This is a genomic window from Pelagirhabdus alkalitolerans, from assembly GCF_900096905.1.
Taxonomy (GTDB): Bacteria; Bacillota; Bacilli; order Bacillales; family Amphibacillaceae; genus Pelagirhabdus; species Pelagirhabdus alkalitolerans.
The window spans coordinates 37,538-58,089 of record NZ_FMYI01000002.1; the positions used below are offsets into that span (position 1 = coordinate 37,538).

The window sequence follows — 20,552 nt, forward strand, 5'->3', positions numbered from 1 at the left end:
AAATAGAAAGAGCCGAGCGATTGATCGCTCGGCTCTTTCTGTTACTGTTTGTCTTATACTTCCATAATGATCGGTAAAACCATTGGACGACGTTTTGTTTTTTCAAATAAGAAAGGTGCAATTGTGTCAGTGATTTCATTTTTGATCTCTGACCACTGCGTTGTTTTACGTTCCATCACTTTATTTAAGTGTTTAGAAACTAACTTTTGCGCTTCATTTATCAAGTCTTCTGATTCACGCATGTAAACGAAACCTCTAGAAATAATGTCTGGACCGGATGCGATTCTGAATTCTTTCATGTCGATACTGACAACAACAACAACAAGACCTTCTTCTGAAAGAATACGACGATCTCTAAGGACAATATTACCAATATCGCCTATACCGCTACCATCAACATAGACAGAGCCAGATGGGATTTTACCAGCAACAGAAGCGTGTTCTTTACCTAAAGCTAATACATCCCCGTTATCCATAATAAAGGAGTGACCCTTTTCAACATCACATGCTTCAGCTAATTTTATGTGTTCATTAAGCATACGGTATTCACCGTGAATTGGCATGAAATATTTAGGATTCAATAATCTTAACATTAATTTCTGTTCTTCTTGTCCACCATGTCCCGACGTATGAATATCGTTTAGAGGTCCATGAATCACTTCAGCACCAGCACGATACAACATGTTAATCATTCTGCTAACACTGACGGTATTGCCTGGAATTGGCGATGATGAAAAGACAACAGTGTCATTTGGAATGATAGAAATTTGACGGTGCGTACCATTGGCGATTCGTGATAGTGCAGCCATCGGTTCACCTTGTGATCCTGTACATAAGATCGTGACTTCATTAGCTGGTAAACGATTAATTTGGTGATGGTCTATAAATGTATCATCAGGTGCTTTAATATAGCCTAATTCTCTACCAATTGCTATTGAGCCTTCCATACTTCGCCCGAATACAGCAACTTTACGATTATGTTTTACAGCCCCTTCAACCATTTGTTGAAGGCGATAAATGTTCGATGCAAATGTTGCGAATATAACGCGACCATCTACACGACTGTAAATATCATTAATACTATCTCCAACGACACGCTCAGACATCGTAAAGCCAGGAACTTCACTGTTTGTACTGTCTGATAATAGACAAAGAACGCCTTCTTTACCGATTTCAGCCATTTTTGCAATGTTAGCTGGTTCGCCTACAGGCGTAAAATCGAATTTGAAATCGCCAGTGTGCACGATGTTACCGGGAGGTGTTTTAACCACAATCCCGTAAGAATCTGGAATACTATGAGTGGTTCTGAAAAACGTGACTGACGTCTTTCTGAACTTAATTAAATCATCTTCGTTAAATGTGTGTAGCTTAGCTTGGCGCAGTAAGCCATGTTCTTCTAGTTTGTTTTTAATTAACCCGAGCGCGAGTTTACCTGCATATATAGGTATGTTGATTTCTCTTAATAAATAAGGAATACCACCAATGTGATCTTCGTGACCATGTGTGATAAAAAGTCCTTTTATTTTATCTTGGTTTTGGACGAGGTATGTGTAATCCGGAATAACATAATCAATTCCTAACAATTCATCTTCAGGGAATTTGATACCGGCATCAACTAAAATAATTTCATCTTGGAATTGGATGCCATACGTGTTTTTTCCGATTTCACCTAGTCCACCAAGTGCGAATACAGCTGTCTGATCATTTTTAACAAATTTCATAACTATGCATTCTCCACTTTGAAATCTTCAGATGCTTGTTCATATGCAAGGTGATTACCTTCAAGTGGTTGGATGTATTCAATATTAATATCGCGATCATCCAAATCTTTACGTACTTGGCGCTCGTTTTCTGCTTCGTAATACAGTTTATCCGTATTTTCTCTTACGGGTACTTCTTTTCCTTTTTGTTGGTATAAAACTTTAAAAATCATTCAATCTCTCCTTAAATATGAGCTTATACTCATGCGTAATTTCTCAGTCATTGTGTTACTTCTCATTAGTAAACCAGATCATTCATTAGGCGTTCGGCACACGTTGCTTATTAAATAGACGTTTCCATTTTTTGCGAAGCTTTTCTCTTAGTCGTTTTAACATAAGTAAACAGCTCCTTTATAAACATAATCGTTCATCCGGTCAAACCTGTTACTTATAGTATAGTATGGAATTCGTTGTTTGGAAATAGTAACCGATAAAATAAATCCGTGTTATCATACATTTAATTTTAGTGTAGCCTTTAGAGCGTGTGCTTATTCACCTTATTCGAGGTCACAAGCTTTTGCATTCTCAGGTGCTTTAAATGGATCAGCTTCATTTATGTGATCGTAAAACATAACACCATTTAAGTGATCGAATTCATGTTGAAAGACGATCGCAGCATAATCTTTCAGGCGGAATTTAACCTCGTCTCCTTCAAGGTTAGTTGCCTTTAATGTGATGCGACGGTACCTTGGAACAATACCAGGTACGTCTCGGTCGACAGATAGACAGCCTTCACCTGATGGAAGGTAAGTCATCTCAACTGAGTGACTTGCAATTTTAGGGTTGAAGAATCCACCGCTATACAATCGACCTTTAGGGTCTTCAAAATGCACAGCAAACATTCTTTTTTCAACACCAAGCTGAGGTGCTGCAATTCCAACACCTGGTCTTAAATCATACTCTTCTGCCATATCGATATCTTGGCTGTTCTTAACGAACTCTAACATATCATGTAATAATTTTTTATCTTCATCTGTTGCCGGAAGTTTTACTTCTTTTGCAACTTTAGTTAAAGAAGGATGACCTTCTCTAACAACATCTTTCATCGTTAGCAATCCAAAGACACACTCCTTCTATTATGAAATGATCATCGCCGTATAAATAGATAAACAATTATCTATTCTCCATCACTATTTATGAGTGTAACACAAATTTTTAAAAAGGGCTATTCATAGAAATAGGAACAATACGCAAGAAACTTTTTTATTTTTTCTATATAAGTTTTGATAGTAATTATGTTATACTGTTTAAAAATATGCCCAAAATGCATCATAGATAAAAGAGAGAATGGAGGATCTTGTTTTGCGTTTAAAATTAATCGGTTTATTAGTGTTAAGTACTCTAGTAATGGTGGCTTGTTCTGGTGATTCACCTGAAGAGTCAATGTATGAACACATGGAAGAATCCGTGCAACTTGAAAGTGATTTTGTTGATCAACAACAACCGTTAAGTGAATTGGAACAAGAAGAACAAGAAATATATAATGAAATAAGTGAGTTAGACATGGACGAATTTGAAGAAATTGAAGCACTCGCACAAGAGGCTATTGAATCTATTGATACACGTCGTGATTTAACTGAAACAGAGAGAGAAAGTATTGAAGCTTCAAAAGAAGAGTTTGATCAAATCGAGCAATATATTGAAGATTTAGATGAAGACTTGCAACCATTAGCTGAAGATATGTTGGATCGAATGGAAGAACGTTATCAAGCATTTCTTGATTTACATGAAGCGTATCAAACGTCATTAGATTTAGATGAAGAATTATATGAGTTACTGTTAGATGAAGATTTAGAAGAAGATCAATTGTCTGACCAAGTTGACGAGGTTAATCAGCAGTATGAAGAAGTAATTGAAGCAAATGATGTATTCAACCAAGCTACAGATGACTTTAATCAGTCTAAGCGTGAATTTTATGAGCAATCAGATTTAAATGTCACATATGAATAATAAAATTGTAGAGATGATTAAGTTCATCTCTATTTTTTTGCTTAATATTGAGAAAGAGCGTAAGAAGAGATGAATTCGTTGTCATAAACGCGTTTAAACGAACCGCGATAATGATACAGTTCACAACAGAAAGTGAAACAGTTCACATTATAACAGTTTTAAAACTTTTTGGTAAATAAATTCGCATCTTATTCAAACAAAGTAATTGACCGGCATTTAATAATAAGATAAACTGAGAACAGAAAATAAATTGTACTAGTTTTTAACGTTATTCCATGTATAACAGATATTTTTTTGCCCAAATCATGGTTAGAAAAAGTTATCAAAGGGTAATGTACCAATAAGTGCAATTTATGTTTCATATCTGTCTAAAGATTTGAGGCAAAATACTTAAAAAATAAGCGAGAAAGAAAGGAAGAGGTGAGTTTTTTGAAACGTACAACAGACAAAGTTGCAGAACAATTTGAAACGTTTCAAATTCTGGATGAAGAAGGTAAAATCGTAAATGAAGAAGCGATGCCAGAACTTTCAGATGATGAATTAAAAGAATTAATGACAAGAATGGTGTATACGAGAATTTTGGATCAACGATCAATTGCTCTTAATCGCCAAGGGCGTTTAGGGTTCTACGCACCAACAGCAGGTCAGGAAGCATCTCAACTAGGAAGTCAGTATGCATTAGAGCAAGACGACTTTATCCTACCTGGGTATCGTGACGTTCCACAGCTAATTTGGCAAGGTCTTCCATTATATAAAGCGTTTTTATTCTCAAGAGGACATTTCAAAGGAAATCAAATGCCTGAAGATGTAAATGCATTTAGCCCGCAGATTATTATTGGTGCACAATATGTTCAAACAGCTGGTGTTGCATTAGGACTTCAAAAACGTAATAAAGATGCAGTTGCGATTACGTACACAGGTGATGGTGGTACATCTCAAGGTGATTTCTATGAAGGGATGAACTTTGCTGGTGCATTTAATTCACCTGCGATTTTTGTTGTGCAAAATAACCAATTTGCTATTTCAACACCTGTTGAAAAACAAACAGCTGCCGATACTTTAGCGCAAAAAGCGGTAGCGGCTGGTATTGAAGGTATTCAAGTAGATGGTATGGATGTTCTAGCTGTCTATGCAGCGACTAAGGATGCAAGAGATCGTGCTGTAAACGGCGAAGGTCCTACATTAATTGAAGCTCTTACGTACCGCTATGGACCACATACAATGGCTGGTGACGATCCAACACGTTACCGTACAGAGGAAATGGATAACGAGTGGGAGAAACGTGACCCATTAGTGCGTTTCCGTAAGTTCTTAGAAGACAAAGGTCTATGGTCTGAAGATGAAGAAAACGAAATCATTGAAAAAGCAAAAGAAGAAATTAAAGCAGCTGTAAAAGAAGCTGATAATACACCTAAACAAAAAGTGACTGACTTAATTGGAAATATGTACGAAACACTTCCACAACATTTAGAAGAGCAAATGGAAGAATATAAAGCAAAGGAGTCGAAGTAAATCATGGCTCAAATGACAATGATTCAAGCAATCACTGATGGATTGCGCACAGAGTTAAAAAATGATGAAAATGTATTAGTTTTTGGTGAAGATGTTGGTCAAAACGGCGGTGTTTTCCGTGCGACTGAAGGTCTTCAAGATGAATTTGGTGAAGATCGTGTATTTGACACGCCGCTAGCTGAATCAGGTATTGGTGGTCTATCAATTGGTTTAAGTACTCAAGGTTTCCGTCCAGTTCCCGAAATTCAATTCTTCGGCTTCGTTTATGAAGTAATGGATTCAATTTCTGGTCAAATGGCTCGTATGCGTTATCGTTCAGGTAATACAGTAAATATGCCAATTACGATCCGTTCTCCATTTGGTGGGGGTGTGCATACACCAGAATTGCATGCTGACTCACTTGAAGGTCTTATGGCACAACAACCGGGTCTTAAAGTTGTGATCCCATCGAACCCATATGATGCAAAAGGTTTAATTATTTCTTCAATCCGAGATAACGATCCGGTGATTTTCTTAGAGCACATGAAACTTTATCGTTCATTCCGTGATGAAGTACCTGAAGAAGCTTATGAAGTTGAATTGGGTAAAGCTAAAGTAACAAGAGAAGGTACTGATGTGACCTTGGTTGCGTATGGTGCGATGGTTCAAGCATCAGTTAAAGCAGCAGAAGCTTTAGAAGAACAAGGAATTAGTGCAGAAGTAATTGACCTTAGAACGATTGCGCCAATGGATGTTGAAACAGTTGTTGAGTCTGTTAAGAAAACAAATCGTGCTGTTGTCGTTCAAGAAGCGCAGCGTCAAGCAGGTATTGCATCTCAAGTTGTAGCTGAAATCCAAGAAAGAGCGATTTTACACTTAGAAGCACCTGTATTACGTGTAGCAGCACCAGATACAGTATATGCATTTACACAAGCAGAAGAGATTTGGTTACCAAATCATAACGATATTGTTGAGAAAGTAAACGACGTTATTAACTATTAAGGTTAGTGCAAGTTAAAAACAGGGAGGTAAATGAACATGGCATTTGAATTTAAATTGCCTGATATTGGTGAAGGCATCCATGAAGGTGAAATCGCTAAATGGTTCGTAAAAGCAGGCGATGAAATAAAAGAAGACGACGTGCTTTGTGAAGTGCAAAATGATAAAGCAGTTGTTGAGATTCCGTCTCCAGTAGAAGGTACGATTAAAGAAGTACACTTTGATGAGGGATCAGTAGCAACAGTTGGTGAAACAATCGTAACAATTGATGCTGAAGGCTATGAAGGAGAAGAAGATTCAGGCGACACTGGTTCAGAAAAAGCATCTGAATCGAAAGAATCGACTTCGTCTGAAGAGTCAAGTCAAGGCGTGTTTTCTTTCAAACTACCTGACATTGGTGAAGGTATCCATGAAGGTGAAATCGCTAAATGGTTCGTAAAAGCAGGCGATGAAATAAAAGAAGACGACGTGCTTTGTGAAGTGCAAAATGATAAAGCAGTTGTTGAGATTCCGTCTCCAGTAGAAGGTACGATTAAAGAAGTACACTTTGATGAGGGATCGGTTGCAACAGTTGGTGAGACGATTGTATCGATTTTTGCTGAAGGTTATGAATCTGAAGAGAGTGACGAAAAAGCTACTAAAGAAGAGTCAAAACCAAGTGAATCTCAATCAACTAAGAAAGAATCAACAGCTTCGGATAAACGTGTTATTGCGATGCCTTCTGTACGTAAGTTCGCACGTGACAATGATGTTGCAATTGAAGAAGTAAACGGTTCAGGTAAAAATGGACGTATTTTGAAAGAAGACGTTCAAGCATTTATGGATGGTGATCAATCACCAGCTTCTGAATCTGCTGAGCAACAAGAAGCGAAAACAGAAGAAAAATCAGCAGCCAAAGAAGAAAAATCAGCTGCTAAGACAACACAAGTTTCTGCTGGTGAGTTACCAGAAACACGCGAGAAAATGTCTAGTATCCGTAAATCAATTGCGAATGCAATGGTTAACTCTAAACAAAAAGCACCACACGTTACATTACATGACGAAATTGATGTAACTGAGTTGGTAGCACATCGTAAGAAATTCAAACCAGTTGCTCAAGAAAAAGACATTAAATTAACGTATCTTCCATACGTTGTAAAAGCACTTGTTTCAGCTTTAAAACAATATCCTGTAATTAATGCGTCAATTGATGATGCATCAGATGAAATTGTTTATAAGCATTACTATAACGTTGGTATTGCTGCTGACACAGATAAAGGTCTATTAGTACCTGTTGTCCGTGATGCAGACAAAAAATCAATCTTTGATATTTCAAAAGAAATTAACGAATTAGCATCAAAAGCACAGGAAGGTAAATTAAGTCCTGACGAAATGAAAGATGCTTCTTCAACAATTACAAACATTGGTTCAGCTGGTGGACAGTGGTTCACACCTGTTCTAAATTACCCAGAAGCTGCAATTCTAGGTATCGGCCGTATTGCTGAAAAACCAGTTGTAAAAGATGGTGAGATTGTTGTAGCACCAGTGCTTGCGCTATCACTCAGCTTTGATCACCGTATTGTAGACGGTGCAACAGCTCAATTTGCATTAAATCAAGTGAAGCGTTTATTGAACGATCCACAATTAATTATGATGGAGGCGTAATCTGATATGGTAGTAGGAGATTTTCCAATTGAGGTAGATACACTTGTAGTAGGAGCGGGACCTGGTGGCTATGTAGCTGCCATCCGCGCTGCTCAAACAGGTCAAAAAGTAACAATTGCTGATAAAGGTGCAATTGGTGGCGTTTGTTTGAACGTCGGTTGTATTCCTTCAAAAGCCCTTATTCAAGCTGGTCATCGCTATGAAGAAGCGCATGGTGCAAGTGAGATGGGTATTGAAAGTGAAAATGTATCCATCGATTTTAGTAAGGTTCAATCATGGAAAGAAAGCGTTGTTGAAAAGCTAACAAGCGGTGTCGAAGGTTTATTAAAAGGTAATAAGGTCGACATTGTAAGTGGTGAAGTATTCTTTGTTGATGATCATACAGCTCGTATCATGGATGAAAAAAGTTCACAAACTTATACATTTAAAGATTGTATTATTGCAACAGGGTCAACACCGATTGAAATTCCAACGTTTAAGTACTCTAAGCGTATCATTGATTCAACGGGCGCACTTAACTTAAGTGAAATCCCAGAAAAAATGATTGTCATTGGTGGCGGATATATCGGTACTGAGCTAGGTACATCTTATGCTAATTTCGGAACAGAAGTAACGATTTTAGAAGGTATGGATGAGATCTTAGGCGGTTTCGAAAAAGATATGTCTGCTCTTGTGAAGAAACGTTTGAAGAAAAATAATGTTAACATCGTGACGAATGCTATGGCTAAAAGTTCTGAAGAAACAGAGGACGGTGTTAAAGTCACATATGAAGCAAATGGTAAAGAAGAAACCATTGAAGCTGATTATGTGTTAGTAACTGTTGGTCGTAAGCCAAACACAGAAGAAATTGGCTTAGAACAAGTAGGTGTTGAAGTGGACGACAAAGGTCTAATTAAAATTGATAAACAATGTCGTACAAATGTTTCAAACATTTATGCGATCGGTGATATCGTAGCTGGACCTCCACTTGCTCATAAAGCTTCTTATGAAGGTAAAATTGCTGCTGAAGCGATTGCTGGTGAGAAATCTGAAATTGATTACCATGGCATTCCTGCTGTTGTATTTTCTGATCCTGAATTAGCATCAGTTGGTTACACAGAAGCACAAGCAAAAGAAGACGGTTATGATGTTACATCATCTAAATTCCCGTTTGCTGCAAATGGTCGTGCTCTATCATTAGGAAGTGGAGATGGTTTTGTCCGTCTTGTTACTCGTAAAGATGATGGTCTTGTACTAGGTGCTCAAATTGCTGGTGCGAATGCTAGTGATATGATCTCTGAACTTGGTCTAGCAATCGAAACAGGTATGACAGCTGAAGATTTAGCGTTAACGATTCATGCTCACCCAACATTAGGTGAAATTACAATGGAAGCTGCAGAAGTAGCGATGGGTACTCCAATCCATATTGTAAAATAATTAAATGACAAAATACCGATAATTCGATCGAATTATCGGTATTTTTTTATGAAGAGATGATTTATACTAGTTATAAACATCAAAGAGATAAGGGGTTAAAAAGATGAAAAAATGGTATTTATTATTTATAATGCTAATCACAGCGCTTATAGTGGTTGCTTGTCAGACAGATGATGAAACACAAGAACAAGAAGAAAATAATGATGAGGAAGTCGTGAATAACGACGATGAAGATGAAATAGAAGAGAATGAAGAGGACACTGATTTAGAAGATGAGAAAGATGAAGAAGAGTCTGAAGAAGATGATGAAGCGGATGAGGAGGTTGAAACGATGTATCAAATAAATTCAGCCAATTGGCAAGTAGAACCTCTTGATGAGGAGTATAATTCAGATGTTGCTCTTGTAACGATTGATGATGCACCGGATGGTCAAGCTCTAGAGATGGCACATACTTTGAAAGAGAACGATGTACCGGCCATCTTTTTTGTAAATGGACACTTTTTACAAACAGAAGAAGAAAAAAACATTTTAACGGAAATTTATGAGATGGGCTTTCATATTGGCAACCATACATATAATCATCCTAATTTAAGCAATATATCTGAAGAAGAACAACGCCAAGAAATTGTTGAATTAAATGATTTGGTTGAAGACATTATTGGTGAGCGTCCTGTCTTTTTCCGTGCCCCCTTTGGTGTGAATACAGATACTAGTGACCAAATCGTCGAAGATGAAGGTATGGTTAAGATGAACTGGACGTATGGTTATGACTGGAATGAAGACTATACAAATAAAGAGGCGTTAGAAGAAATTATGGTTGAAGAAGTGCATCCTGGAGCTAATTTATTAATGCACGATCGTGAATGGACATCTGAAGCACTTCCTGGCATTATTGAAGGTATAAAGGAAAAGGGTTATGATTTTGTTGATCCGAGCACGATTAAAGTACCTTAATAATTAATACGGCAAGGAGTTTTGAACATGAATTATCGTTTTCCAATTGACCCGGATTGGTCAACAGACGAAATGGTAGACGTTGTTGAATTTTTAGATTTAGTTGAACGAGCATATTATCAATCTGTGGACTCAAATCAATTGCTAAGTCACTATAAAAAATTTAAACAAGTCGTACCGAGTAAAAGTGAAGAAAAAAAGTTATCACAAGCATTTGAACGTGATTCAGGTTGTTCTGTCTATCGAACAGTCAAAAAAGCTCAAGAAAACGAGTCAGTTAAGATGAAATAAAAAAGTAGTCACTAGTGGCTACTTTTTTAGCATGTAATATAATTTCTTTGAAAGGATGACAACCATGACTCAATTTGATCAAGAATCAATTTATCAACAAGCGAAAGAATGGGTTTTAGAAGCTGGTGCCATTATTCGTTCTTCTATTGATCAACCAAGGGAAGTTGATACAAAAGAAAATGCTAATGATTTAGTAACAGAAATGGATAAACAAACAGAAGAATATTTTGCTAAAGCTATTCGCTCGACTTATCAAGAGCACCGTATCTTATCAGAAGAAGGATTTGGTGATGATGTACAAGACTTGGACGGTGTCGTCTGGATTATTGATCCAATTGATGGCACAATGAACTTTGTCCATCAAAAACAAACATTTGCCATTTCATTAGCTGTGTTTTGTGACGGTGTTGGTGAGATTGGTTTCGTTTATGATGTGATGGCTGATTGCCTATATCATGCCAAAAAAGGACAAGGGGCTTATAAAAATGAAAAAAAACTCGATCCTTTACCGGAGTCGAAGACACTAGAAGAATCTCTATTAATGTTAAATACAATATGGTGTACACCGAACAAGAAGGTGGCCGATGAACCCATTCGAGATTTAGTGCAAACAGTAAGAGGAACAAGATCATACGGATCTGCTGCGCTAGAGTTTTGCTATTTAGCTGAAGGAATTGTCGATAGTTACATATCGTTTAAGTTACAGCCGTGGGACATAGCTGCCGGAGTTGTTATTTTTAAAGAAGTAGGTGGTGTGACGTCTCAGACAACTGGGGAACGTCTTACATTTCTACATCAAGATCCGATTGTTTCCGCACATCCAAACTTAATTAATGCTATTAGTGATTATATTGAGCTCAAATACCTAATATAGTACTTGAATAGGTTGAATCCGAGAGTCAGATAATTATCTAACCTCAAACTCAACCTATATAAGGATCTTCTTCTTTCTTTTCTTTAAATAAATGAAAGTTACCGGTAGCGTGTCGCTTTCGTGTGTTTTCACCAATACGATTCGAACAATCCGAACATAAGTAAAGGTGTTTACGACGATTTCTAAGTCGTTTAGCTAGCGGAGAATCTGTATTAATTTGTTCAACTTTATCACAAATAGGGCACTTGACATCCATAATGTCACCTCATTTTATCTTTTATCTTTATTTTAGCATAAATAAACAAAAGTCGAAAACGTTTCTCGGCTTTTGTTTAACTGTCTAAAAAAAGGGAAAGATTTTTATATACTAAAAAAAGAGGTGTCAATTTATGAGTAAAAAAGTAGTAATGGGTTTAGTAGGTATTAGTGCATCTGTAGTCGGTTTTGTTCTTGCTGATCGTAAAACAAGAGCCAACCTAAAAGAAAAAGGACACGATTTAAAAATGCGTTTGCTATTGAAAAATAAACCCAATTTTCCAATTGATGAAGCGGGAGATCCGTTAGAAGATCAAATCGAAAACGCTGATATGGTAAGTGAAGGCTCTCAATATGGAGTGGAATATTACAACCGCATCAGACAATAATGTTACATGTGAATTAAATGATTCTGTTATTTCGACTTTATTTTGACGTGAGCATTGGTTCAACAAAACGAACGCATCAAGGGGATAGGCTTGCATTTTAAATCAAATAGCTTTAATATTAATAGGAGAAAGATCTTTAAATGGGGGGATTAATCGATGCAGGAAGCGGTTATAAAAAATGCGAATGAAGCCTATGCCCTTCTTAAGGCGGATGCGGATAAAATCTTGAAGCTCATTCAAGTACAAATGGATAATTTAACAATGCCCCAATGCCCTTTATATGAAGAGGTTTTAGATACGCAAATGTTCGGCTTATCAAGAGAAATTGATTTTGCTGTTCGATTAAATTTAATTAAAGAAGAAGAAGGAAAAGAATTATTAGACAGTCTTGAAAGACACCTTAATGTTCTACATGAAAAAGCGCAACAATCTTAAATTAAATTTAATAAAAGATCTTATACTATAAATAAACGCCATATCAATTTGATATGGCGTTTTGTTATGGTGTTATATTTTAAAATTCCATTTTATAATGCCTGCTTCTTTAGCGGAGTTAAAGGCAATGACAACAATGGGTCCTGCAATAAAGCCAAGAATACCGATAAGCTGTAGCCCTACATACATGGCTATTAATGTAGCTAAAGGAGATAAGCCGATGTGCTGTCCCATTACTTTCGGTTCGACTGTTCGCCTGATCGTAAGCAAAACAATGGCTAATACGCCTAGTTGTATACCCATCAAGTAGTGATTAGCAATCAGCATATAAATAGCCCAAGGGCCTAAAACGGCTATAGATCCTACAATCGGAATTAAATCAACAAGCCATATGATCGTAGCCATAATCACTGCATATTCTGGGATAATAATCAATAAGCCAATCATGCTGACGAATAAAATAATAATACTGACTAAAAATTGTGCTTTTAAAAATCCAACAATCACATATTTTAACCGTGAGAACATAAATTGAATTTTCTCAGATGTTTCGTCTGTGAAATTTTGATACATTTTTGTTTTCAAATGTGGTAATTCAAGCATGAACAAAAACAAAGCAATTAAATAGACGATAAAGCTAACGATGTAATTTGGAATAACAGCAACAAGTGTTGCGAAACGTTCGACACGTATATTAGTTCTAAGTAAGTCAGTTAATGAATCGACGCTTGAATTAATACTACTATTGACTTCTTGGACGAATTCATCTGGTAGATCAGCCATCGCATACTCAAGGTCACTACTCCATTCAAGTAATAGCCTGTTGACTTGTAATATGTAGTCAGGCGCATTTTCGACTAAATCAACCAATTGTCTAATGATCGTTGTAATGGCAATACTTCCAAGACCGAAGAGTAAAAATAGAAAAACAAGATATACAATAATAACGCTAAACTTACGATTTAACTGAAATCGCATTTTCACAAACCGTACAATTGGATTTATAAAAAGAGCTGTTAAGAACGCGATAAGTAACGGTACGGAAACCGGTAATATTATAATTGAGAAAATAATTAAAATGATGAGTAAAAAAATAAGTCGCCAATGATTTTTCGTTAAACCTTTAAACAAACAAAACGCCTTCTTCCTAAAAGTTCTAAAGTGTTGGATTATCTATGATGCTGTTAAATAAAATGTATAGCCTTACATATATTGATCATACTATACATTATAATCGATTGAAAAGTCGAATAAACAGATTTAAAAGGAGTTTTTTTATGAAAACAGTTCGTGATGTGATGAGTCAAGATGTTATTTGTCAGACTCCAAATGATACCATTCAAGATGCGGCCATTCACATGAAGGAACATGATATTGGCTCTGTACCCATTTGTGATGATGAAAAACACGTTTTAGGGATTGTGACAGATCGTGATCTTGTTATTCGTGGCTATGCGAAAGGATTTGGTTCAGAACATGTACTCGAGGAAATCATGACGACAGACATCGTTACGTGTGATGAACATTGTGAACTTAAAGATGCAACTGACATCATGGCGAAACATCAAATTCGCAGGTTATTAGTCGTAAAAAACCATAAATTAATCGGTGTTGTTGCGGTTCGTGATTTGATCTTGGACGAGTCATCTGATTTATCTGCCAAAGAAGCTGTTGAGCGCATTTCTAAAACAATATAATGTTGAGTGTAAGGTGAGGAAATGGCTAATAAACCATTTTCTTGTCTTTTTTTTTGTGTTGTTTCTTGGTATGATAAGGATAGTGGAGGTGAGGTCGTGTTAGCGACAACTGAAATAGTTGATGTACTCGATTTAACGGAAGAATTGGCAGAAATGATTGTTAATTCTGAAGAAATGATAAATTATATAGAGAAAAAGAATCATCTGAAGCAGGATACACATGCACAAACTGTGATCAAACAGTTTGAATCTTTAAAAGAAAAGTATGAAGATGTTCAGCGATTTGGCAGGTATCATCCAGATTATAACAAGATCATGAAAGAAACACGTTTAAAAAAACGTGAAGTTGATATGTTGGAGTCGGTTGCTCAATTTAAAATTGCAGAACGATCGTTGCAAACACTACTCGAGCAAGTGACTGAATCAATCGCTCATAGTATAAGCCCGCAAATTATGGTACCTAAAGACGGCGCTATTATGACTGATTCAAGTTGCGGCTGTGGTTCAGGCGGAAGTTGTGGTTGTTAAAGGTTGAGTGTTGTATGGAAGAAAGTGAGGTAAACAGTATGCGAACAAAACGTCAAGGATTGATCGTTTGGTTTCAACATATGAAAAACATAAAACAATTAAAGCGATATGGTCATTTAATTGCTATTTCGCGTCAATCTAAATACGCAGTTATTTATGTTGATCAAGATGATGTTGAAGATAAAGTGACAAAGTTAGAGTCGTTACCTTTCATTTCGAAAGTGGAACCGTCATTTAAGCCGTTTATACGTCAAGAGTTTGAAAGTAAAACGGCCGTCAAAGATAAAGAATATGAGTATAAGATGGGGATTTAATGATCCATCTACTAAATGTGATAGAAAAAGCCTGCAGAACAATTATTCTGCAGGCCCTTTTTGATTTTATAGCTAATCAAAAAGGTAAAGGGAGAGGAGAAACCGGAAATAGTTAATGGGGAAAATCAGCTATTTCCGTTTTCATGAAGGATATAGCGTTTATACGCGCCTTCACGTTTATAAGTATTACCTCTAGAAGTTATTCTTATACCTGTTGTCATTAGTAAACTTAAATAGCATTCTATACGCTTTTATGATAGGATAAAAAGCGACTCGTAACTTGACTGTTTTAAATGAGGTGAAATAATGTGAGAGTAATTGCAGGTGAATTTAAAGGACGCCCGATCAAATCAGTGTCAAACCGATTGACCCGTCCAACTTCTGATAAGGTGAAAGAATCATTATTTAATCGAATAGGTCCATTTTTTCATCAAGGTATTGGGTTGGATTTATTTGCAGGAAGTGGCGGCTTAGGTATTGAAGCATTAAGTAGAGGGTTAGATCATGTTATATTCGTTGACCAACAAAAGCAAGCTTGTGATTCAATCAAACAAAATATTCAAACACTAAAATTAACGGATCGATCTGAGGTGTATCGTAACGATGCATTTAGAGCTTTAAAGCCATTGTCTAAACGAGATATCCAGTTTGATTTTATCTTTTTAGATCCACCTTATAAAAAGAATGTTTATGAAAAATTACTGAATCAATTATATGATTATCAATTAACACACAAGCAGACATTAGTGATCTGTGAACATGATGCAAATTTGTCTTTACCTAAAGCTGTTGGAGAATGGCAACAAGTCCGCTCTGAAACTTATGGTAGTCAGATTGCGATATCATTATATGAAAGAAAGGATGTCTAATATGACTAAACTTGCTATTTGTCCAGGGAGCTTTGATCCAGTTACAAATGGTCACTTAGATATTATTGAGCGTGCATCTAAAGTGTTTGACCATGTCATTGTAGCTGTTTTCCATAATGAATCAAAAGCGCCTCTTTTTACTGTGGAAGAAAGAATGAAGTTGCTCAGTGAGGCGACAGAGCACATCGAAAATGTTTCTGTTGATTCACATGATGGTTTATTGATGGATTATGCGCGTGAGAAAGAGGCGCAAGCCATTGTGAGAGGGTTAAGAGCGATTAGTGATTTTGAATATGAATTACAAATTACATCTATGAACCGTAAGTTGAATGAGGATGTTGAAACCTTTTTTGTGATGACAAACAATAAATATTCGTTCCTAAGCTCAAGTATGGTAAAAGAAGTCGCTAAATATGATGCCAATGTATCGGATTTGGTGCCATTATGCGTTGAACAAGCTTTAAAAAATAAATTTGAATAATACGAATAAATACATAAAAAAAGTTAAGTTTTTTGAGAACTTAACTTTTTTGTTTATTGAATAAAAGATAAAAGATCATGTAAACCCAAATTAATACAAGTATCATAAGCGTTAATACTTGAAAGTGATGATGGATATGAAAAACCGATTGTTGTATTAATCGACTTGACGTGGCAACATGTTCAACAAGTTGAATAGGTAAAAATGAATGAATGAGAACAACGATCCCAATTGAATAAATGATTTGTAATAACCGTCCTAAAAAATAAGGTTTGATTGAAAGGTTCGCTTTTTTAAGTAATGTTATGATTTGTGCCTGAATGCACAATCCGTTAAAAGCAAGAAGGATCGCGATTAATAAAATTTGCAAAATAAGGGGTGCATGATCTACAGAAGCAATGCTGTTAGCGCCTAAAGTTACTTCTAATAATCCGTTTATAAATGGTGAAGCTAAAAAAGGGGGTGCGTTCAATTTTTCAAGCAAGTGTATTAAAGGGATGCTGAGCCAATCAATAATAGACAAAGTCATTAATAAATGAGATAGAATAGAAAAACTGATAATGAACCCACCGATCATCATCAAAGTTTGGATGGATTGGAAGATGGCATCAGATAAAATTTCGAAAAAGGATTTACTATGTTGTAGTCTTACAGTATGCATTTTTCTAAAAGCATCTAACGGACTGAGTTTTTTTGCATTCTTATGTGATACATTACAAGTACTTCGTTTATAGGAGCGCATTGAGATTGCGACAAGTATATTCGATCCATAGTGTGTAAACGCTAAGACCCACCCTACCATTTGATTATGAAAGAGCCCAATGGCAATTGCCGACAAAATAAATAATGGGTTAGAAGCATTGGAATATGCTGATAGTCGTTCAGCTTCTTCTAAACTAATGATATTTCGTTTCTTCATTTGAGCGATAAATTTTGCGCCAGTCGGATAGCCACTAATCATTCCAATTAATAGAATGAACGCGCCTTCGCCTGAAACATTAAAGATCTTGCGCATGAAAGGCTCAAATAAGGTACCTATAAAAGTGACGATACCTAATTGCAACAATAAATCACCTAAGATAAAAAAAGGTAAAAGAGAAGGTAACACGATTTGTATCCATAAGGTGAGACCATTTCGTGTCGCTGTTAAAACATCAAGTGGCATGATGATAAATAATAAAGTAAGTATGCTCATCAAAAAAAGATACCAAAAGGTCAGTGTAATATGCTTCAATTTTTACTTCCTTTCAAGTTTAGTGCAAATTTGCTATACAGTGTTTTTAAAACGTAGTAAACTAAGGATAATTATGATTTCAATTAACTATACGCTAGATGTGAGCTAACTTATGCATGCTATTAACGTATAGGTGAGGAGAGAGTTTGATTGACAGACAAAGTAAAAAAACTCGTAAAATACAGTTTAATCATTTTCGCCATTGTGGCATTTGTAACCGTTCCACTCCCATTTTATGTGTATCAACCAGGAACAGTCGATTCTTTACATGAAGTTGTTAATATTGAAAATAGTTACACTGGTGAAGGAGAGCTTAATTTGGTTACAGTTAGAGGGGGAAGAGCTACTCCACTTTTAGCGATGACGACATTTTTCTCAAGTTATCGAGATCTTTTACCAATTGGTGATGTTTTTCCTGATGGTTATGACAGAGATCAATATATGCAAGCGCAGCTTCAGATGATGGAAAGTTCTCAAGAAGCGGCTATTGTAGTTGCCTATCAAGAAGCGAATGAAGCGATTGACGTTTATTATGAAGGCGTTTATGTTGTTTCAACAATGGATGATTTACCTGCCTCTGAAAAATTAGAGATTGCAGATAAGATTATGGAAGTTGAGGGCCAAAGAATTGATGATGCTGATCATTTGATTGAGATAGTTAGTCAATATGATATTGGTGATCACTTAACATTTGTTATAGAAAGAGATGAACAAATGTTTGAGGAGACGATTGAACTTGTCCCGCTCCCAGATGAACCTCAAAGACCAGGTATTGGCATTCAACTTGTAACGAATCGTGAAATATCCATTGAGCGTGATGTTCAATTTGATAGTGGTGAAATCGGAGGCCCGAGTGCGGGGATTGTTTTATCACTTGAAATATATAATCAATTAACAGAAACAGATCTAACGAACGGCTTAAAGATAGCTGGTACAGGTGAGATTGATTATGAAGGTAACGTACACCGCATAGGTGGTGTTGATAAGAAAGTGGTGGCTAGTGATCGTGAAGATGTTGATATCTTTTTTGTACCGAATGATGGTGGCACAAATGAGTCCAATTATGAATTAGCAATGGCTACAAAAGCATCAATAGATTCTGATATGGAAATTGTTCCAATCGATACAGTTTCAGATGCCATTGAATTTTTGCTTAACTATGAGGCATAATAAAAATCATGCGTATTAAAATGAATAACTCTGCTATAAAAATGTGAATCTGATCGCCACCTGAAACACACTCACTTTCCGCGGACATGGTCACACTTAACTTTAGCAGCAAAGTTCGCTTCTAAAGTGGATCTTTGGACTCATGCTTTCCCGCAAGAGTTTCGTTTATTTCAGATTGTCGATTAATTATTGGGATAATAAACCACTTACTCTTCTATTATTATGCCATTCGAATCTTCAAGTTTTTATATCGATAATGAAACTCAATATTTAATTTAACAAAGCTATATACATTACGCTATATAATCTCAATATATAACGGTACTTTCGATAAAACAAAAATATATTTTTTCTAAAAGTTTACGTACTTTTGAGTTAAACGTGTGATGATGTCGAGACGCCTGCGGGAAGAGCGCGAGCTGAAGATCCACTGAGGAGAGTGCATTTCTTTCCTCAGTTAGCTGAAGCCGTGCCCGCGGCAAGCGAGGCATCATTCACACGTCATTTTACTCTAAGAGTAGCATGTCTTATTGGTCTTCCATTATATATTCTTTTATTCAGTCTGACTTAGACCCTTTCCTATATGGAGGTCTGAACTGTTGTTTGAACAGTTGTGACTGAATCGAATCATCAAGCGGCAAATAATATAAGCGTGATGCCCTTTCGTCGATTTCCAGTATAGGTGACATTTTCTTTTTAAGTTGCGTAATTGTTTTGATTGTTGAACGGTTTTTCTGTTCGTTTAAATAATGCTGTCCTTGACTCGAATAACCTAGTAATCGCGCTTCACTTAAATGAGGAAGCGCGTCAAGTGCTTTTTTGACCTCTTGATGCTCTAATTGTAGAAGTATATGGATGAATAATCTTTGCAAGCGTGTTCTTGTATAGCGTTTTGTTTTAACTGACGCTATGAATTGTTCAAAGTTATCAGCATGTTTTATTTGTTTTTTAAGACGATGCTCAATCCCTTCAGTCATCCCGTGTATACGTCTCAAGTTGGCAAGTGAATCACTAAGTAGTCTATATTTTAAAAACGGGAAGTAATCCTCCCATTGATGAAAGTGCTCGGAGAGATGAACATAGTCTGTTAAATAGTCTCGAGTAGCTTCTGGAATCGATTGTTCAATAGTATTTAAATCCTGGTTTTTTTCTAGTAAATGACGGCGGATACTTGTTGCACTTGTGATTGGAGTTGACATGTATTCTTGGTGATAGTCGGCTTGTAATCGTTTGATCGTGTCTATTTTAATGGTCGGGTTGACTTCAGATACAGCGCTCATATAACTAAATCCAAGTATGTTATTGGGTTTAGATAAGTCGATGCTTAGACTAGGGTGCTGCTTTTCAGTTGCCAACTGGTAAGCTTTTGGATAGCTAAACCCTTCAACTAAAAACGCATTTAGTGAATGTTGGAAGTTTTGATCTTCTTTTTTAATACGTTGTAAGTGTTCAAATTCCTTTATGTCACCCGATTCGCTTCCGAATATAATCGTATCCACACTATATTCATTTAACAAACTAACAGAAGCTTTGGCGAATAAATCACTATGTTGAACAGCGTAGACAACGGGTAGTTCAATAACTAAATCAACACCGTGGTCAACAGCCATTTTAGCGCGGCAAAATTTATCCACAATGGCTGGTTCGCCTCGTTGTAAGAAGTCGCCACTCATAACAACGATTAAAACATCAGCGTTTGACTTTATGCGTGCTTGTTCGATATGATGAAGATGCCCATTATGAAAAGGATTGTACTCTACAATTAAGCCAGTTATATTCAATCTGATCACTCCTATTTGG

23 protein-coding genes are annotated in these 20,552 nt (G+C 36.3%); 16 read left to right on the top strand and 7 right to left on the bottom strand.

The features are described from left to right. Positions 1 to 53 precede the first annotated feature (53 nt). From rnjA to def, 3 genes are all read right to left on the bottom strand, one after another. Positions 54 to 1,721 (bottom strand): ribonuclease J1, encoded by a 1,668-nt coding sequence (rnjA, locus tag BLR62_RS02365; protein ID WP_090792682.1) that lies wholly within the window; start codon positions 1,719 to 1,721, stop codon positions 54 to 56. 2 nt (positions 1,722 to 1,723) lie between these two features. Beyond that, the gene (locus BLR62_RS02370) at positions 1,724 to 1,933 is read right to left on the bottom strand and encodes a DNA-dependent RNA polymerase subunit epsilon (protein WP_090792685.1); all 210 of its coding nucleotides are present in this window, start codon (positions 1,931 to 1,933) and stop codon (positions 1,724 to 1,726) included. Between the two features lie 324 nt (positions 1,934 to 2,257). Beyond that, complete coding sequence (gene def, locus BLR62_RS02375; RefSeq protein ID WP_425438860.1) at positions 2,258 to 2,806, bottom strand: peptide deformylase; 549 nt, start codon at positions 2,804 to 2,806, stop codon at positions 2,258 to 2,260. A 256-nt stretch (positions 2,807 to 3,062) separates the two neighbouring features. Here def and BLR62_RS02380 point away from each other — a divergent pair, with 256 nt between their 5' ends. From BLR62_RS02380 to BLR62_RS02415, 8 genes are all read left to right on the top strand, one after another. Continuing rightward, entirely contained in the window at positions 3,063 to 3,710 is a 648-nt protein-coding gene (locus BLR62_RS02380; RefSeq protein ID WP_090792691.1) for a YkyA family protein, read from the top strand. Between the two features lie 429 nt (positions 3,711 to 4,139). Beyond that, positions 4,140 to 5,222, top strand: a complete 1,083-nt coding sequence (gene pdhA, locus BLR62_RS02385) for a pyruvate dehydrogenase (acetyl-transferring) E1 component subunit alpha (RefSeq protein ID WP_090792693.1) — start codon at positions 4,140 to 4,142, stop codon at positions 5,220 to 5,222. 3 nt (positions 5,223 to 5,225) lie between these two features. Next, entirely contained in the window at positions 5,226 to 6,203 is a 978-nt protein-coding gene (locus BLR62_RS02390; RefSeq protein ID WP_090792695.1) for an alpha-ketoacid dehydrogenase subunit beta, read from the top strand. A 36-nt stretch (positions 6,204 to 6,239) separates the two neighbouring features. Further along, entirely contained in the window at positions 6,240 to 7,844 is a 1,605-nt protein-coding gene (locus BLR62_RS02395; protein WP_090792697.1) for a dihydrolipoyllysine-residue acetyltransferase, read from the top strand. Between the two features lie 6 nt (positions 7,845 to 7,850). Beyond that, complete coding sequence (gene lpdA / locus BLR62_RS02400; protein WP_090792700.1) at positions 7,851 to 9,260, top strand: dihydrolipoyl dehydrogenase; 1,410 nt, start codon at positions 7,851 to 7,853, stop codon at positions 9,258 to 9,260. 103 nt (positions 9,261 to 9,363) lie between these two features. Then, on the top strand, positions 9,364 to 10,215 hold the full coding sequence (locus BLR62_RS02405) for a polysaccharide deacetylase family protein (protein WP_090792702.1): 852 nt from the start codon (positions 9,364 to 9,366) through the stop codon (positions 10,213 to 10,215). A 27-nt stretch (positions 10,216 to 10,242) separates the two neighbouring features. After that, positions 10,243 to 10,506: a UPF0223 family protein gene (locus BLR62_RS02410; RefSeq protein ID WP_090792704.1), complete on the top strand. Its 264-nt coding sequence runs from the start codon at positions 10,243 to 10,245 to the stop codon at positions 10,504 to 10,506. 64 nt (positions 10,507 to 10,570) lie between these two features. Continuing rightward, on the top strand, positions 10,571 to 11,380 hold the full coding sequence (locus tag BLR62_RS02415; protein ID WP_090792706.1) for an inositol monophosphatase family protein: 810 nt from the start codon (positions 10,571 to 10,573) through the stop codon (positions 11,378 to 11,380). Positions 11,381 to 11,429: 49 nt separating this feature from the next. Here BLR62_RS02415 and BLR62_RS02420 read toward each other — a convergent pair whose 3' ends face one another. Continuing rightward, a complete protein-coding gene (locus BLR62_RS02420) occupies positions 11,430 to 11,636 on the bottom strand; it encodes a YlaI family protein (RefSeq protein ID WP_090792709.1) in 207 nt (68 codons plus the stop codon). Between the two features lie 133 nt (positions 11,637 to 11,769). Between BLR62_RS02420 and BLR62_RS02425 the strand changes: the two genes are divergently transcribed. Then, the gene (locus tag BLR62_RS02425) at positions 11,770 to 12,024 is read left to right on the top strand and encodes a hypothetical protein (RefSeq protein WP_090792711.1); all 255 of its coding nucleotides are present in this window, start codon (positions 11,770 to 11,772) and stop codon (positions 12,022 to 12,024) included. 156 nt (positions 12,025 to 12,180) lie between these two features. Beyond that, positions 12,181 to 12,459, top strand: coding sequence for an Fpa/YlaN family protein (locus tag BLR62_RS02430; protein WP_090792714.1), 279 nt, complete (start codon positions 12,181 to 12,183; stop codon positions 12,457 to 12,459). 72 nt (positions 12,460 to 12,531) lie between these two features. On the opposite strand, the gene ytvI is transcribed toward BLR62_RS02430, so the two are convergent. Continuing rightward, the gene (gene ytvI, locus BLR62_RS02435) at positions 12,532 to 13,590 is read right to left on the bottom strand and encodes a sporulation integral membrane protein YtvI (RefSeq protein WP_090792716.1); all 1,059 of its coding nucleotides are present in this window, start codon (positions 13,588 to 13,590) and stop codon (positions 12,532 to 12,534) included. A gap of 146 nt (positions 13,591 to 13,736) precedes the next feature. Here ytvI and BLR62_RS02440 point away from each other — a divergent pair, with 146 nt between their 5' ends. From BLR62_RS02440 to coaD, 5 genes are all read left to right on the top strand, one after another. Continuing rightward, positions 13,737 to 14,156, top strand: coding sequence for a CBS domain-containing protein (locus tag BLR62_RS02440; RefSeq protein ID WP_090792718.1), 420 nt, complete (start codon positions 13,737 to 13,739; stop codon positions 14,154 to 14,156). Between the two features lie 96 nt (positions 14,157 to 14,252). Continuing rightward, positions 14,253 to 14,684 (top strand): YlbF/YmcA family competence regulator, encoded by a 432-nt coding sequence (locus BLR62_RS02445; protein ID WP_090792721.1) that lies wholly within the window; start codon positions 14,253 to 14,255, stop codon positions 14,682 to 14,684. Between the two features lie 14 nt (positions 14,685 to 14,698). Beyond that, positions 14,699 to 14,998: a YlbG family protein gene (locus tag BLR62_RS02450; RefSeq protein ID WP_245719379.1), complete on the top strand. Its 300-nt coding sequence runs from the start codon at positions 14,699 to 14,701 to the stop codon at positions 14,996 to 14,998. 308 nt (positions 14,999 to 15,306) lie between these two features. After that, positions 15,307 to 15,867: a 16S rRNA (guanine(966)-N(2))-methyltransferase RsmD gene (rsmD, locus tag BLR62_RS02455; protein ID WP_090792724.1), complete on the top strand. Its 561-nt coding sequence runs from the start codon at positions 15,307 to 15,309 to the stop codon at positions 15,865 to 15,867. A 1-nt stretch (position 15,868) separates the two neighbouring features. Next, the gene (gene coaD, locus BLR62_RS02460) at positions 15,869 to 16,348 is read left to right on the top strand and encodes a pantetheine-phosphate adenylyltransferase (RefSeq protein WP_090792727.1); all 480 of its coding nucleotides are present in this window, start codon (positions 15,869 to 15,871) and stop codon (positions 16,346 to 16,348) included. Between the two features lie 40 nt (positions 16,349 to 16,388). Here coaD and BLR62_RS02465 read toward each other — a convergent pair whose 3' ends face one another. Beyond that, entirely contained in the window at positions 16,389 to 17,543 is a 1,155-nt protein-coding gene (locus tag BLR62_RS02465; protein WP_176759193.1) for a nucleoside recognition domain-containing protein, read from the bottom strand. Between the two features lie 189 nt (positions 17,544 to 17,732). Between BLR62_RS02465 and BLR62_RS02470 the strand changes: the two genes are divergently transcribed. Beyond that, positions 17,733 to 18,752 carry a SepM family pheromone-processing serine protease gene (locus BLR62_RS02470; RefSeq protein ID WP_090792733.1) on the top strand — a complete coding sequence of 340 codons (1,020 nt, stop codon included), beginning with the start codon at positions 17,733 to 17,735 and terminating at the stop codon, positions 18,750 to 18,752. Between the two features lie 557 nt (positions 18,753 to 19,309). Here the strand turns inward: BLR62_RS02470 and BLR62_RS02475 are convergent. Next, entirely contained in the window at positions 19,310 to 20,533 is a 1,224-nt protein-coding gene (locus tag BLR62_RS02475; RefSeq protein ID WP_090792735.1) for a nucleotidyltransferase, read from the bottom strand. Positions 20,534 to 20,552 lie beyond the last annotated feature (19 nt).